We start from the raw sequence: 15,335 nt of genomic DNA on the forward strand, positions 1-15,335 counted from the left end.
GATGCAGCGCCCCACCCGGCTCACTTCGCTCCTGCCGCTCGTCGCGGTGGCCGCGCTCGCGGGCATCACGTACTGGCTCTTGCAGGCGACGCTGCCGCAGTCAGCTCCGGCGCCCGAGCAGCCGAAGCGCCACACGGCGGACTATTTCGCCGACAACTTCTCCGTCTCCGAACTCGACTCGACCGGCACGACGCAATACCGCCTGACCGCGAAGTCGATGGTCCATTACGAGGACGACGAGAACAGCGACCTCACGCTGCCCGCGATGCGCATGTTCCAGCCGCAGAAGCCGCAAGTGACCGCGACATCCGAGCGCGGCACCGTGAATGGCGACGTCTCGATCGTCGATCTTTACGACAACGCGCGGATTCTGCGCGTCGCCGGCTACGGCGATCCGCAGATGCAGGCCGATTCCGAGCATTTCCGTATCTTCGTCAATGACGATGTCATCGAAACGGAAAAGCCGGTTAAACTTCAGCGCGGTCCGTCCGTGATGACCGCCAACGGCATGAACTACAACAACGTGACCCGGGAAATGAAGCTCTTTGGTAACGTGCGCGGCGCGATCGCCTCGTCCGATATCAACGGCGGCTCTTCCAAGTAATCCCGGCAATCCCATCCCAAGTGTGACTGCATGAACGAAACGTTCCCTCGTCCCGATTCCGGCTGTCCGCGCCAGGCGCTTGCGCGCCGCGCGCGACGCGCCGCGCAGCTCGGGCTCGCGGCCGCACTCGTCGCGCTGCCGCTCACGGGCTTCGCCCCGGCAGCCCACGCGGAACGCGCCGACCGCGACAAGCCGCTCAACATCGAAGCGGACAACATGTCCTACGACGACCTGAAGCAGAAGAACATCTTCATCGGGCACGTCGTCGCGACCAAGGGCACGATCGTGATCAAGGCCGATCGTGTCGAAGTGACGCAAGATCCGCAGGGCTACCAGTACGCGACCGGCACCTCGACCGGCAACAACCTGTCGTACTTCCGCCAGAAGCGCGACGGCGTCGACGAATACATCGAAGGCAATGCCGTGCGTATCGACTACGACGGCAAGCAGGACCTGACCACGCTCACGACCCGAGCGGTCGTACGCCGGCTGGTCGGCCTGACGAAGATCCAGGACGAAGTCCACGGCAGCGTGATCACCTACGACGGCCAGAAGGACTTCTACACCGCGAAGGCGGGCTCCGACGTCGCCGGCCCGGGCAACCCGACCGGCCGCGTGCGCGCGATGCTGTCGCCGCGCAATGGCAGCGCCGCGCCGCTCACTGGCGGCCCGGCCACGCTCGCTCCTTCCACCACCATTCAGGGAACGCCGCAGCAGTGAACGCACCCGCCATGCCCCACCGCAAGCCGGCCGGTGAATCGAGTTCGCTCGCCGTCCGCAATCTGAAAAAGCGCTACGGTTCGCGCACGGTCGTGAAGGACGTGTCGCTCGACGTGAAGAGCGGCGAAGTCGTCGGGCTGCTCGGCCCGAACGGCGCGGGCAAGACGACGTCGTTCTACATGATCGTCGGTCTGGTGCCGCTCGACGAGGGCGAAATCGCGCTCGACGGCACCTCGATCAGCCTCCTGCCGATTCACCAGCGCGCGAAGCTCGGGCTGTCCTACCTGCCGCAGGAAGCCTCGGTTTTCCGCAAGCTTACCGTCGAGCAGAACATTCGCGCCGTGCTCGAACTGCAAACCAGCGAGTCCGGCAAGCGGCTCACGAAGGACGCCATCACCCAGCGCGCCGAAGCGCTTCTCGACGAACTCCAGATCGCGCATCTGCGTGACAATCCGGCGCTCTCGCTCTCGGGCGGCGAGCGGCGGCGCGTCGAAATTGCGCGCGCGCTCGCGACCAACCCAGCCTTCATCCTGCTCGACGAACCGTTCGCGGGCGTCGATCCGATCGCCGTGCTGGAAATCCAGAAGATCGTCAAGTTCCTGAAGCAGCGCAACATCGGCGTGCTCATCACGGACCACAACGTGCGTGAAACGCTCGGCATCTGCGACCACGCGTACATCATCAGCGACGGCAGCGTGCTTGCTGCGGGCGCGCCGAGCGAGATCATCGAGAACGAAAGCGTGCGCCGCGTGTATCTCGGCGAGCACTTCCGCATGTGATCGGTGTGCTGCCGCGGATATACTGCACTGCGGCATCGCGACGTTGCAAATCTTACGTGCCGCCCGCGAGGCGGCACGGCTGTTTTTGTGAAACCCCGCGAGGTTTCGCGCGCGTGGCAAACTCTCTACAATGATTAAAACTTTGCCATGAAAGCCAGCCTCCAACTCCGCCTATCGCAGCATCTTGCGTTGACCCCGCAACTGCAGCAGTCCATCCGGCTGCTGCAGTTGTCGACGCTCGAACTGCAACAAGAGGTCGCGATGGCGGTCGCGCAGAATCCGCTCCTCGAAAACGAGGACGACTGGATCGCCAGTCCGCTGCGCGTCGCCGCTGATGGGTCGCTCATCACCTCGGCGAACACGTCGAGCGCGCCGCCCGAGCCGCTGATGAACAACGGCTCGACGAGCAGCACGTCAACGTCCGAACGATCGGAAAGCGGCGAGCCGCAGGGCGTCGACGAATACAACGGCATCGGCGCGGACGGCGGCGCGGATTCCAATTCGTGGAATCTGGAAGACTACGGCCGCTCGAACACCGGCTCGGACGACGACGACCTGCCGCCGCTGCAAATCCACGAATCCACCACCACGCTGCGCGATCACCTGACCGCGCAATTGCGCATGACGCAGGCGAACCAGCGCGACCGCGCGCTGATCACGTTCCTGATCGAATCGCTCGACGAGGACGGTTATCTGACCTCGTCGCTGGAGGAAGTGCAGGCAGATTTGCCTGAAGAACTCGAAGTCGATGTCGACGAACTCAGCGCCGCGCTCGCGCTCCTGCAGAGCTTCGATCCGCCGGGCGTCGGCGGGCGGTCGGCGTCGGAATGCCTGAAGCTGCAATTGCTTCGGCTCGATCCGTCGCCTACCCGAACGCTCGCGCTGGAAATCGTCACACATCATCTCGAACTGCTCGCGGCGCGCGACTTCACTCGCCTGCGCAAGCAACTGAAGGCCAGCGACGACGCCCTGCGCGACGCGCATGCGCTCATCAGGTCGCTCGAACCGTTTCCTGGCGCGGCGTATGGCAAGAGCGAGGCGGATTACGTCGTGCCGGACATTCTGGTGCGCAAGACCACGGGCGGCTGGACGGCCGAACTGAATCCGGAAATCGTTCCGCGCCTGCGAATCAACCATCTGTACGCGAACATTCTGCGCAATAACCGCGGCGATCCGGGCAGCGGATCATTGCGCCAGCAGCTTCAGGAAGCGCGCTGGCTCATCAAGAATATTCAGCAGAGGTTTGAGACGATTCTGCGTGTCGCGCAGGCAATTGTGGAGCGCCAAAAGAACTTTTTTGCACATGGCGAAATTGCCATGCGGCCCTTGGTTTTGAGGGAAATTGCTGATACGCTGGGTTTACACGAGTCGACGGTTTCACGTGTGACGACCGGAAAGTACATGCTCACCCCATTCGGGACGCTTGAATTTAAGTACTTCTTTGGATCGCACGTTTCGACCGACACTGGAGGCGCGGCATCGTCAACGGCGATCCGGGCCCTCATCAAGCAACTGATAGGAGCGGAAGACCCCAAATCTCCTCTTTCAGACAGCCGCATCGCCGAACTGCTGGCGGAACAGGGATTCGTGGTCGCGCGGCGCACTGTCGCGAAGTATCGCGAAGCTCTGAAAATCCCCGCGGTGAATCTGCGCAAGTCTCTGTAGCCCGCTGCATTTCGCAGCGGGCCTTTACCGGCCGCATCGCGGTAAGCGCGAACGAGCCGGCCGATGCGACCCGTTTTTCACGCGCGCCCGGACGGCGTAGCAAACGGGCAGCAGGGCCGACCGGTATCAGCCGCGCTGCCGCGATCCACGGCCACTAGCTTGGAGAGCAACTATGAATCTGAAGATCAGTGGACACCACCTCGAATTGACGCCTGCGTTGCGCGAGTACGTGATCACCAAACTCGACAGGGTGCTCCGTCATTTCGATCAAGTGATCGACGGCAATGTGGTCCTCTCGGTCGACAATCATAGGGAAAAGGACAAGCGGCAAAAGGTGGAAATCAACCTGCACCTGAAGGGCAAGGACATTTTCATCGAGAGTTGTGACGCTGATATGTACGCAGCGATCGACCTGATGGTCGACAAGCTCGATCGGCAGGTCATCAAGCACAAGGACAAGATTCAGGGCCACGCGCACGAGGCCGCGAAGTATCGTGCGGAGCCGCAGGAACTCGAAGCCCCGTCGCCGTGATCTTGCCGGCCGATCGAAGGGCCGGATGCGTCGCGCAATAATTCGAGGGATTATTCGAATTTCGTGACACGGCAACGGAAGGGTGCAACCCTGGCACGAGCCGCCTGAACCCAGGCGGCTTTTTTGTTGGATGCCGGTTTCAAGTCGTTGATTTCCGGGCGATTTGACCGGTGCGAAAAGGTGCCGGAAGTCGATGGCGCGCTGCACCATCACCGGTTGCGCTGTCATATAATGAACCGGTTATTATCGAATTCCACAACCGGACCGCGCCAGCGAGCGCTGTTCCTCCCAAACATCGCCGTGAGCGCTTTTCGATCAGTCGCCACGATGAGGAGAATTCAGGCCACGCATCAGCCTGCCAACATGAATCGTTTAGCCAAATTTCTTCCACTCGAAAACGTCGTCCTCGGACTGACCGTCACCAGCAAGAAACGCGTATTCGAGCAAGCGGGCCTGATCTTCGAGAACCAGAACGGCATCGCCCGCAGTACTGTCACCGACAATCTTTTCGCACGCGAGCGCCTCGGTTCGACCGGTCTCGGCGAAGGCGTCGCGATTCCGCACGGGCGCATCAAGGGTCTGAAGCAGCCGATCGCCGCGTTCGTGCGCCTGGCCGAGCCGATCGCGTTCGAATCGCCGGACGGCCAGCCCGTTTCGCTACTGATCTTCCTGCTCGTTCCCGAGCAGGCCACGCAGCAGCACCTTGAAATCCTGTCGGAGATCGCGCAACTGCTCTCCGACACGCAAGCGCGCGAGCGCCTCAACAAGGAAGAGAATCGTGAAGCGCTGTATCAGGTGCTCACGCAGTGGCAGCCGTAAATCCAGCTTCAGCAGCACGTATGGCTTGACCGGGCGGCCACCGGCCGGCTCGCACGGGTCAGGCTTCTGGGGCACAATCGGTTCAATGGAGCGGACTGCGATGGGCTCGGCCGCCGAGCCCCGGAACAGAGGGCCGCTCCCGGCTTCCAACGGAGTTCCGGACTCATGGATACGTCCAGCATCAACGCCCAGAGCATTTTCGACGACAACGCGGCCGCGCTGAAACTCAGCTGGCTCACGGGTCACGAAGGCTGGGAACGCGGCTTTTCGAGCGAGACTGTCGCGAACGCCACATCGAGTGCCGATCTCGTCGGCCACTTGAACCTGATTCACCCAAACCGTATCCAGGTACTCGGCGACGCCGAGATCAACTACTACCAGCGCCAATCCGACGAAGACCGCTCGCGCAACATGGCCGAGCTGATCGCGCTCGAACCGCCGTTTCTCGTCGTGGCAGGCGAAGTCGGCGCGCCACCGGAACTGGTTTTGCGCTGCACCCGCTCGTCGACGCCGCTCTTCACCACGCGCATGTCGGCGGCCGCGGTCATCGACAGCCTCCGGCTCTATATGTCGCGCATTCTCGCGCCGCGCGCGACGCTGCACGGCGTGTTCCTCGACATCCTCGGGATGGGCGTGCTGCTGACGGGCGACTCCGGTCTCGGCAAGAGCGAACTCGGTCTGGAGCTGATCAGCCGCGGCCACGGTCTGGTGGCGGACGACGCCGTCGATTTCGTGCGCCTCGGCCCGGATTTCGTCGAAGGGCGCTGCCCGCCGCTATTGCAGAATCTGCTCGAAGTGCGCGGCCTCGGCCTCCTCGACATCAAGACAATCTTCGGTGAAACCGCCGTGCGGCGAAAAATGAAGCTGAAGCTGATCGTGCAGCTCGTGCGCCGGCCGGACGGCGAATTCCAGCGGCTGCCGCTGGAAAGCCAGACCGTCGACGTGCTCGGCCTGCCGATCAGCAAGGTCACGATTCAGGTCGCGGCCGGCCGAAATCTCGCGGTGCTGGTCGAAGCGGCGGTGCGCAACACGATCCTGCAACTGCGCGGCATCGACACGCTACGCGACTTCATGGACCGTCAGCGGCTTGCGATGCAGGACCCCGATAGCCAGTTTCCGGGCAAACTGATCTGACCGCGCGACGGCCCGGCGAAAGCACGCCGCGGGCGGTTCCTGCGACAAATCCGCGCACCATGGCAGGTGCTAAGATAAAGCGAACGAGTCGAACTCCATGCGTATCATTCTGATCACCGGCATTTCCGGCTCCGGCAAGTCCGTGGCGCTGAACGCTCTGGAAGACGGCGGCTACTATTGCGTCGACAACCTGCCGCCGCGCTTTCTGCCCGAGCTCGCCCGGTATCTCGCCGGCGAAGGGCAGACGCATCTCGCCGTCGCCATCGACGCGCGCTCGAGCGTCTCGCTCGACGAAGTCCCCGCGATCATCCACGATCTTTCCGCCGCCTACGATCTGCGCGTGCTGTTCCTGAACGCAAGCACGCAGTCGCTGATCCAGCGTTTTTCTGAAACCCGCCGCCGTCACCCGCTTTCGGGCTCGCCCGTGCACGACGCCGACGTCGGCCTGTTGAAATCGCTTGCCGAAGCCATCGAGCGCGAGCGCGAACTCGTCGCGGGTCTCGCGGAGTTCGGCCATCAGATCGACACGAGCAACCTGCGCGCGAACGTGCTGCGCGCGTGGGTGAAGAGCTTCATCGAGCAGGAATCGGCGGGCCTCACGCTGATGTTCGAGTCGTTCGGATTCAAGCGCGGCGTGCCGCTCGACGCCGATTTCGTGTTCGACGTCCGCACGCTGCCGAACCCGTACTACGACCGCGAGTTGCGGCCGCTCACGGGCCTCGACCAGCCGGTCATCGAATATCTGTCGGCGCAGCCGATGGTGCATCAGATGATCGACGACATCGGCACGTTCATTGCGAAATGGCTGCCGCAGTTTCGCGACGACAACCGCAGCTATCTCACCGTCGCGATCGGCTGCACGGGCGGCCAGCATCGCTCGGTGTTCATCGCCCAGGCGCTCGCCGCGCGCTTCGGCGACAAGGCGAATGTGATCGTGCGGCATCGCGACGCGCCCATCGCGGTCGATGGCAGCGCGGCGCACACGCCAACCTGATCGCCGTCGGGGCGATCAAACCTGGAGGCGCGCGATGTCTTCCAATCCCGTTCTCGCCGACTTGCCGCTGTTCCCGCTTCACACCGTTCTATTTCCCGGCGGCCTCCTGCCGCTCAAGATCTTCGAAGCGCGTTATCTCGATATGGCGCGCGAATGCCTGCGCGAGAAAACGCCGTTCGGCGTGTGTCTCTTGAAAAGCGGCAATGAGATCGCGTCGCCGGGCGATCCATCAGTGCCGGAAAGCGTCGGCTGCCTGGCCGAAATCAACGAATGCGATGTCGACACTTTCGGCCTGCTCCTCGTACAGGCCCGCGGAACGCAGCGGTTCCGGCTGCTTTCGCATCGCGTCGAGCCGAGCAATCTGGTCGTGGGAATGGCGGAACTGATCGGCGACGATGCGCCGCTTCAGGGCGTCGAGGCACTCGCGAAGTTCGGCGCATGCGCGGAAGTGCTGGAACGCATCATTGAGACGATCAAGGAACGCGATCCGCAGAATCTTCCTTTCGCCGAACCCTTCCTCTTCGACGATCCGACGTGGGTCTCGAATCGTCTCTCCGAAATCCTGCCGATTCCGATGCGCGCGCGGCAGAAACTGATGGAACTGGACGACGCGGCGGCGCGCATCGACGTCGTGCATCACTACATGCAGCATCACCAGTTGCTCTGACCGGGCGTTCACTCAGATCAGCGAACCCTGCAGCGCGTCGAGGAGCTTCCTTACCGGCGCGGGCAAGCCGAACGAGTCGATCTCGGAAAGCGGCGCCCAGACGGTTTCGCCGTCCGCCGCCTGAACGCACGCGCCGCGCGCTTGCGCGAGACGCGGCTCGATATCCAGCTTGAAGTGCGTGAACGTGTGCGTGAGCGGCGCAAGCCGATGCAGTTCTTCCGTGCCGCCAAAGCCATGCGCGACGGCCGCGAGTGCGTCTTCGTCGGCGGCTTCGGGCAGGCTCCATAAACCGCCCCAGATGCCCGTCGGCGGACGTTTTTCCAGCAGCACGGAATCGCCGTCCTTCAGCACCAGCATCCAGGTTTTACGCGTCGGCACCGTCTTTTTCGGCCGCGCGGCCGGCAATTCGCGCTGCCGCCCGGTCACGTTCGCCACGCAATCCGCCGCGAACGGACAGCGCACGCAATCCGGCTTGCCGCGCACGCAAAGCGTCGCGCCGAGATCCATCAGTCCTTGCGTGTACGCGGTCACGTCGTCGGGGTGCGCGGCGTCCGGGAGGAGCGATTCGGCGAGCGTCCACATCGCGTTCTCCACGCGTTTTTCGCCCGGAAAGCCGTCGATGCCGAACACGCGTGCGAGCACGCGCTTCACGTTACCGTCGAGGATCGTCGCCCGCGCGCCGAACGCGAACGACGCGATCGCCGCCGCCGTCGAGCGGCCAATGCCCGGCAGTTCCGCGAGTTCGTCGACGCTTTGCGGAAAAGCGCCGCCAAACTGCTCCGACACCACCTGCGCGCACCGATGCAGATTGCGCGCGCGCGAGTAGTAGCCGAGGCCGGCCCAGAGCGCCATCACGTCGTCGAGCGGCGCGGCGGCGAGCGCGTTCACATCGGGAAAGCGCGCAAGGAAACGCGCGTAGTACGGAATCACCGTCGATACCTGCGTCTGCTGCAGCATGATTTCCGACAGCCAGATCCAGTACGGATCGCGCGTGTTTTGCCATGGCAGGTCGTGGCGGCCATGAACGCGTTGCCACGCGATCAGGCGCGTGGAGAAGTCGGCGAGTGCGAGCATCGGAGAATTTTAGCGTTGGCAGCGCGGACAGAAATACGTCGAGCGCTGTCCCTGGACGATGTGTCTGATCGGCGTGCCGCATACGTGACACGGCAGGCCCGCGCGATCATAGACGAAATAATCGAGCTGGAAGTAACCCGACTCGCCGTCGCTGCCGACGAAATCGCGCAACGTGCTGCCGCCCTTCTCGATCGCGGCGGCGAGGGTCACGCGCACGGCGTCGGCGAGAAGATCGTAGCGCACGAGCGAGATGCGTCCGGCGGCGGTCGTCGGCCGGATGCCCGCGCGAAAGAGACTCTCCGACGCATAGATATTCCCCACGCCGACGACGATGTCCCCCGCGAGCAGCGCCTGCTTCACGGAAACCTTGCGCCCGCGCGTCCTGCGAAACAGCAGCGCGCCCGAGAATTCGGGCGTGAACGGCTCGACGCCGAGGCTCGCGAGCAGCGGGTGAGCGAGCACGTCGCCTTCATCGCGCGGATGCCAGAGCACGGCGCCGAATCGGCGCGGATCGCGAAAGCGCAGGATGAAGTCGTCGAAAATGAGATCGATGTGATCGTGCCTGGCGGCGTCCGGCGGGCGCGGCACGTTGCGCAGCACGCGCAGCGTCCCTGTCATGCCGAGATGGACGATCAGCCAGCCTTCAACGGTTTCGAACAGCAGATACTTCCCGCGCCGCTCCACCTTGTCGATTCTGAGCTGCCCGAGCGTCTTCGCGAGATGCGCCGGAACCGGCCAGCGCAGCGCGTTCGTGCGTACCTCGACGTGTTCGATCCGCCTTCCCGCCACATAGGGTTCGATTCCGCGGCGTGTGACTTCTACTTCCGGCAATTCTGGCATATTCGGATGGTCTGCAGCTTGCTTGGACAATGGTCCCGCTTTGTGCCCGTATTGTAGCGACCGCGTTACAATCGACCGAAACATCCATCGGATATCCATGAACTTGTTCGTCATTAAGCAGTTTCCGAAGCGAACGGGCGCGCTTGCTGAGGAAAGCGGGTCGTCGGTTTCGCGCGTCGCCGGCGCGATGGCTCTCGCGATGGCCGTGTTCGCATTCGTACCCGCCTGTGCGCAAATCCCTTCGCAGACTCAGGCTCAAAAGCAGGGTCAGCCGTCGGACCAGAGCCCCGCTCCGTCGTCCGACGATCAGCCGGTCAGCGCCGCCGACATGCTGACCGCGCCGCCCACGGCCAAGGAATCGCAGGATCTGCCGTCGGTCGCGCTGTCGAGCCAGATCGTGTTCCAGGTCCTGGCCGCGGAAGTCGCCTTGCAGCGCAATCAGCCGGCGCCCGCGTACCAGACCTATCTCGCGCTCGCCCGCGACACGCACGACCCGCGTTTCGCCCAGCGCGCGACGGAAATCGCGATTTCGGCGCAAAGCCCCAATGACGCACTAACCGCCGTCCAGTTGTGGCAGCAGTTCGCGCCGAATTCGGATCGCGCGGCGCAATTGAGTGCGTCGCTGCTGATCGTCGCCGGCAAGCCCGACGATGCCAAGCCGACGCTCCAGCGCGAACTCGCGAAGGTGCCCGAAGCGCAGCGCGGCGACGCGATCCTGTCGCTGCAATCGCTGCTGTCGCGCGGGCCGAACCGGATCGGCGGGCTGAACGTGCTCAAGGACCTGACGGCGAACGACCTGCAGCGTCCGGAAACGCAACTCGCGATCGCCCGCCAGCAACTCGTCGCCGACGATGCCCCCGGCGCGCGCGCATCGCTCGAAAAGGCGCTCCAGCTGAAGCCCGACTATCTGCCGGCGGCGCTCACGCTCGCCCGCATGGGGCCGGAAGAGCGCAAGGAAGGCATTGCTTCGTTCGAGAAATACGTCGAGAAGAATCCGAAGTCGCGCGATGCGCGGCTCGCGCTCGCGCAGTTGTATTTGTCGTCGGATCGTCTGGATGACGCGCAGAAGCAGTTCGAGATCATGCGCAAGAACGATCCGAAGGATCTGACGCCGCTGATGGCGCTCGCGCTGATCAACATCCAGAAAAAGCAGTTCGACAAGGCGCAGGATTACCTGAACCAGTATGCGAAGGCCGCCGAAAGCACGCCCGGCGCCGATCCGGGACAGGCGTACATCTATCTCGCGCAGTTGTCTCTGGAACAGAAGAACGATGCCGCCGCGAGCCAGTGGCTCGACAAGATTCCGCGCACGAGCCAGCAGTACCTGCCCGCGCAAATTACGCGCGCGCAACTGCTGGCGAAGCAGGGCAAGCTCGACGAAGCGCGCCAGTTGCTCGCGAATCTGCAGAGCTCGGACCCGCACGACATCGCGCTGCTCGCCCGCACCGATTCCGCGCTGCTGTTCGAAGCGAAGCGCTATCCGGAGGCCGAGGCGAATCTGGCGAAGGCCGTGGCCGCGTTCCCCGACGACCCCGATCTCACCTACGACTACGCGATGGCCGCCGAAAAGAACGGCCATTACGACGTGATGGAAACGCAGTTGCGCAAGCTGATGCGCACGCAGCCGGACAATCCGCAGGCGTACAACGCGCTCGGCTATTCGCTCGTCGATCGCAACCAGCGCATCGACGAAGCCGTGAAGCTGATCGAAAAGGCCGTCTCGCTCGCGCCGAATGACGCGTTCATCATGGACAGCCTCGGGTGGGCCAAATTCCGCCAGGGCAATTCCGCGGAAGCCGCGAAGATCCTGAAACAGGCGTACGACCTGCAGCCGAATGCCGAAATCGGCGCCCATCTCGGCGAGGTGCAGTGGAAGTCGGGCCAGCAGGACCAGGCGCGCGCGACGTGGCGGCAGGCACAAAAGCTTGAACCGGACAACGACACGCTCGTCAAAACGCTCAAACGACTCCAGGTGAACGATCTTTAATGGCATTCCACTCCAACGCCCGCGCGCCGCTCAAACGTGGCGCGCTCGCGCTCGCTGCTGCGGCGGCCGTCGTCCTTGCCGGCTGCGCGACCAAGCCCAACGTACCGAGCACGTCGAACGCGGCCACCTCGATCACCGCGCAGACGAGCCGCGCGTATCACGGCCGGTTCGCAGTCCAGTACAACGACGAGTACGGTCATCAGCGCAACGCCTATGGCAATTTCGACTGGCAGGAAACCGGCGATACCGTTACGTTGCAACTGCGTAATCCGCTCGGGCAGACGCTGGCGGTAGTGACGTCGTCGCCGGCTTCGGCGACGCTCGAACTGCCGAACAAGCAGCCGGTGAACGCCGACAATGTCTCGCAACTGATGCAGAGCACGCTCGGATTCGCGCTGCCGGTCGAAGGATTGCGCTACTGGCTGCAGCCGTCGGCGGCACCGACCTCGCGCGCCAAGACGACGATGGATACCTCGTCGGGCAACGGCCGCCTGAAGGAAATCACGCAGGACGGCTGGACGATCGACTATCTGGCCTACGCTGATGCGCCCGCGACAGGCGTCAAGCGCGTAGACCTGACGCGCGAAGACCCGCCGCTCGACATCAAGCTCGTGATCGACCAGTAACCCGTTTCCGCTCAAGCATGTCCCAATCGAACGAGTCGCTGCGCGACTGCCTCGCGCCCGCGAAGCTCAACCTCTTCCTGCACATCACCGGCCGGCGTCCGGACGGCTATCACGCGCTCCAGACGGTTTTCCAGCTGCTCGACTGGGGCGACGTGCTGCATTTCACCCGTCGCGACGACGGCGCGATCACGCGCAAGACCGACGTGCCGGGCGTCCGGGAATCGGACGACCTCGTCGTGCACGCGGCGCGTCTGTTGCGCGATCACACGGGAAGCAAATACGGTGTCGAAATCGAAATCGACAAGCGACTTCCGATGGGCGCAGGCCTCGGCGGGGGAAGTTCCGATGCCGCCACGACACTTTTGGCGTTGAATCGTCTTTGGGGCGTTGACCTTCCGCGCGCGACACTGCAAAATCTCGCCCTGCAATTGGGCGCTGACGTGCCGTTTTTTGTTTTCGGGCAGAATGCCTTTGCGGAAGGAGTCGGAGAAGCGTTGCGAGCGGTCGACCTGCCGAAGCGCTGGTTCCTCGTGGTGACTCCTGCGGTCCATGTGCCAACCGCCGAGATTTTTTCTGAGAAAGCGTTGACAAGGGACTCGAAAGTCCTCACAATGACGGACTTTCTTGCACAACATAGTTCTGACGCAGATTGGCCAGACAGTTTCGGCCGAAATGACATGCAGGCGGTTGTCGCTGAAAAGTACGCGGAAGTTGCAAAGGTGCTCGAGTGGTTTTCCGATCTTGCACCGGCGCGAATGACCGGATCTGGAGCAAGCGTGTTCGCTGCTTTTCGTAGCAAAGCCGAAGCGGAACTGGCGCAAGCCAAGATCCCGGCAAGCTCGAAGAGCGTCGTGACAGGCAGTCTGGATTCTCATCCTCTCTTTGCTTTCGCGTCGTAAGGTTTTGTTTTGTCGGGTATGTCCTACACTTCCGGCAAGACTCAAAGTTAGTGTAGGGGAGTCGCCAAGTTGGTCAAGGCACCGGATTTTGATTCCGGCATGCGAGGGTTCGAGTCCTTCCTCCCCTGCCATAATTTCTCGCGCTTTTCCTCTCGCCCCCAGCCCGAAACAGGTGCACGATGAGCAGTGACGGCCTGATGGTTTTTACTGGCAACGCGAATCCCGCGCTTGCACAGGAAGTCGTCAAGATCCTTGGTATTCCCCTCGGCAAAGCGATGGTCAGCCGTTTCTCCGACGGAGAAATCATGGTTGAGATTCAGGAAAACGTTCGTGGCAAGGACGTATTCGTTCTGCAGTCCACGTGCGCGCCGACGAACGATAACCTGATGGAACTGATGATCATGGTCGATGCGCTCAAGCGCGCATCCGCTGGCCGGATCACCGCAGCCATCCCCTATTTCGGTTATGCGCGTCAGGATCGCCGTCCGCGTTCGGCGCGGGTCGCCATCTCGGCGAAGGTCGTGGCGAACATGCTGGAAATCGCCGGCGTCGATCGCGTCATCACGATGGACCTCCACGCCGACCAGATTCAAGGCTTCTTCGACATCCCCGTCGACAACATCTATGCAACGCCCGTGCTGCTCGGCGATCTGCGCAAGCAGAATCACGAGAACCTGCTGGTGGTGTCGCCGGATGTGGGCGGCGTGATTCGCGCCCGTGCCTTGGCGAAGCAATTGAACACCGATCTCGCGATCATCGACAAGCGCCGTCCGAAGGCGAATGTCGCTGAAGTGATGAACATCATCGGTGAAGTGGAAGGCCGCACGTGCGTGATCATGGACGACATGGTCGACACCGCCGGCACGCTCTGCAAGGCAGCGCAGGTTTTGAAGCAACGCGGCGCAAAACAAGTGTTTGCGTACGCCACGCACCCGGTTCTGTCGGGTGGCGCAGGCGAGCGGATCGCGGCATCGGAACTCGACGAACTCGTCGTCACCGACACGATTCCGCTCTCCGCCGAATCGCTCGCATGCAAGAAGATTCGCCTGCTGTCGAGTTCGGGTCTCCTCGCGGAGACGTTCTCGCGAATCCGGCGCGGCGACTCGGTGATGTCGCTTTTCGCCGAAAGTTAAAAGAATTGGCAAAACGCGAAGCTCCAGCTTCGCGTTTTTGCGTAATCGGCACGAACGAACGAAGGTTCATGCCGTTGTTTTGGGGCTCGACTAAAGAGCCCCGTTCTCACTGCCTGGTCGCGGGCAGCAAATGGAGTCGAATCATGAAAGTAGTCGCTTTCGAGCGTAGTCTGCAAGGTACGGGTGCGAGCCGCCGCCTGCGTAACTCGGGCAAGACCCCGGGCATCGTGTATGGCGCCGACAAAGAAGTGCAACTGGTCGAACTCGACCACAACGCCCTTTGGCACGCGCTGAAGAAAGAAGTGTTCCATTCGTCGATTCTCGACATGGAAGTGGCTGGCAACTCGCAACAGGTTCTCCTGCGCGACGTGCAATACCACCCGTTCAAGCAGATGGTTCTGCACGTGGACTTCCAGCGCGTCGATTCGAAGAAGAAGCTGCACACCAAGGTGCCGCTGCACTTCATGAATCAGGAATCGAATCCGGCCGTCAAGCTGGCCGGCGCCGTGATCACCCACGTGATCAACGAACTCGAAGTGGAATGCCTGCCGGGCGACCTGCCGGAATTCCTCGAAATCGATCTGGCGAAGATCGAAGCGGGCCAGTCGATGCACGCCAAGGACATCGCGCTGCCGAAGGGCGTGGCGCTCGTCGCTCACGTCGACACGGAAAACCCGGTCATCGCTTCGGCGACGGTTCCGGCCGCAGTAGTGTCGGACACGGCCGCTGAAGGCCCCGCAGAAGGCGAAACGCCGGCAGCGTAAGTTTTCGCCAAGAAGCTGTCTATCCTCTCGAACCGTTCCTAGAACGGTCGACGTGACCCGCCGGTGCTCGCGCTCCGGCGGGTTTTTTTTCGCTCAAA

The 15,335-nt window shown here is 62.7% G+C and carries 16 protein-coding genes and 1 tRNA gene; 15 read left to right on the top strand and 2 right to left on the bottom strand.

The window, feature by feature from the left end; translation table 11 throughout:
• Position 1 precedes the first annotated feature (1 nt).
• From lptC to AWB81_RS24820, 9 genes are all read left to right on the top strand, one after another.
• Positions 2–604 (top strand): LPS export ABC transporter periplasmic protein LptC, encoded by a 603-nt coding sequence (gene lptC / locus AWB81_RS24780; RefSeq protein WP_062639192.1) that lies wholly within the window; start codon positions 2–4, stop codon positions 602–604.
• A 30-nt stretch (positions 605–634) separates the two neighbouring features.
• Complete coding sequence (lptA, locus tag AWB81_RS24785; protein ID WP_062639193.1) at positions 635–1,324, top strand: lipopolysaccharide transport periplasmic protein LptA; 690 nt, start codon at positions 635–637, stop codon at positions 1,322–1,324.
• An 11-nt stretch (positions 1,325–1,335) separates the two neighbouring features.
• A complete protein-coding gene (gene lptB, locus AWB81_RS24790) occupies positions 1,336–2,103 on the top strand; it encodes an LPS export ABC transporter ATP-binding protein (RefSeq protein ID WP_062639194.1) in 768 nt (255 codons plus the stop codon).
• 147 nt (positions 2,104–2,250) lie between these two features.
• A complete protein-coding gene (locus AWB81_RS24795) occupies positions 2,251–3,768 on the top strand; it encodes an RNA polymerase factor sigma-54 (protein ID WP_062639195.1) in 1,518 nt (505 codons plus the stop codon).
• A gap of 172 nt (positions 3,769–3,940) precedes the next feature.
• Positions 3,941–4,300 carry a ribosome hibernation-promoting factor, HPF/YfiA family gene (hpf, locus tag AWB81_RS24800; protein ID WP_062639196.1) on the top strand — a complete coding sequence of 120 codons (360 nt, stop codon included), beginning with the start codon at positions 3,941–3,943 and terminating at the stop codon, positions 4,298–4,300.
• Between the two features lie 327 nt (positions 4,301–4,627).
• Positions 4,628–5,119 (top strand): PTS IIA-like nitrogen regulatory protein PtsN, encoded by a 492-nt coding sequence (gene ptsN / locus AWB81_RS24805; protein ID WP_327372399.1) that lies wholly within the window; start codon positions 4,628–4,630, stop codon positions 5,117–5,119.
• A gap of 165 nt (positions 5,120–5,284) precedes the next feature.
• Complete coding sequence (gene hprK, locus AWB81_RS24810; RefSeq protein WP_062639198.1) at positions 5,285–6,253, top strand: HPr(Ser) kinase/phosphatase; 969 nt, start codon at positions 5,285–5,287, stop codon at positions 6,251–6,253.
• A gap of 97 nt (positions 6,254–6,350) precedes the next feature.
• Positions 6,351–7,247, top strand: coding sequence for an RNase adapter RapZ (gene rapZ, locus AWB81_RS24815; protein WP_062639199.1), 897 nt, complete (start codon positions 6,351–6,353; stop codon positions 7,245–7,247).
• Between the two features lie 34 nt (positions 7,248–7,281).
• Complete coding sequence (locus AWB81_RS24820) at positions 7,282–7,914, top strand: LON peptidase substrate-binding domain-containing protein (protein ID WP_062639200.1); 633 nt, start codon at positions 7,282–7,284, stop codon at positions 7,912–7,914.
• A gap of 12 nt (positions 7,915–7,926) precedes the next feature.
• Here AWB81_RS24820 and mutY read toward each other — a convergent pair whose 3' ends face one another.
• Both mutY and mutM read right to left on the bottom strand, forming a co-directional pair.
• Positions 7,927–8,988, bottom strand: a complete 1,062-nt coding sequence (gene mutY, locus AWB81_RS24825; RefSeq protein WP_062639201.1) for an A/G-specific adenine glycosylase — start codon at positions 8,986–8,988, stop codon at positions 7,927–7,929.
• A 9-nt stretch (positions 8,989–8,997) separates the two neighbouring features.
• Entirely contained in the window at positions 8,998–9,828 is an 831-nt protein-coding gene (mutM, locus tag AWB81_RS24830; protein ID WP_062639202.1) for a bifunctional DNA-formamidopyrimidine glycosylase/DNA-(apurinic or apyrimidinic site) lyase, read from the bottom strand.
• A 97-nt stretch (positions 9,829–9,925) separates the two neighbouring features.
• On the opposite strand from mutM, the gene AWB81_RS24835 reads away from it, so the two are divergent.
• The 6 genes from AWB81_RS24835 to AWB81_RS24860 all read left to right on the top strand — a co-directional run bounded on the left by AWB81_RS24835 (position 9,926) and on the right by AWB81_RS24860 (position 15,237).
• The gene (locus tag AWB81_RS24835; protein ID WP_062639203.1) at positions 9,926–11,815 is read left to right on the top strand and encodes a tetratricopeptide repeat protein; all 1,890 of its coding nucleotides are present in this window, start codon (positions 9,926–9,928) and stop codon (positions 11,813–11,815) included.
• Entirely contained in the window at positions 11,815–12,441 is a 627-nt protein-coding gene (lolB, locus tag AWB81_RS24840) for a lipoprotein insertase outer membrane protein LolB (protein ID WP_062639204.1), read from the top strand. Before AWB81_RS24835 ends, lolB begins: the two co-directional genes overlap by 1 nt.
• A gap of 17 nt (positions 12,442–12,458) precedes the next feature.
• Positions 12,459–13,340 carry a 4-(cytidine 5'-diphospho)-2-C-methyl-D-erythritol kinase gene (ispE, locus tag AWB81_RS24845; RefSeq protein ID WP_062639205.1) on the top strand — a complete coding sequence of 294 codons (882 nt, stop codon included), beginning with the start codon at positions 12,459–12,461 and terminating at the stop codon, positions 13,338–13,340.
• Positions 13,341–13,394: 54 nt separating this feature from the next.
• Positions 13,395–13,471: transfer RNA gene (locus AWB81_RS24850), tRNA-Gln, on the top strand.
• Between the two features lie 48 nt (positions 13,472–13,519).
• Entirely contained in the window at positions 13,520–14,473 is a 954-nt protein-coding gene (locus AWB81_RS24855; protein WP_062639206.1) for a ribose-phosphate pyrophosphokinase, read from the top strand.
• Positions 14,474–14,616: 143 nt separating this feature from the next.
• Positions 14,617–15,237: a 50S ribosomal protein L25/general stress protein Ctc gene (locus AWB81_RS24860; protein ID WP_062639207.1), complete on the top strand. Its 621-nt coding sequence runs from the start codon at positions 14,617–14,619 to the stop codon at positions 15,235–15,237.
• Positions 15,238–15,335: the final 98 nt, after the last annotated feature.

This window comes from Caballeronia arationis (genome assembly GCF_001544975.2).
GTDB lineage: Bacteria > Pseudomonadota > Gammaproteobacteria > Burkholderiales > Burkholderiaceae > Caballeronia > Caballeronia arationis.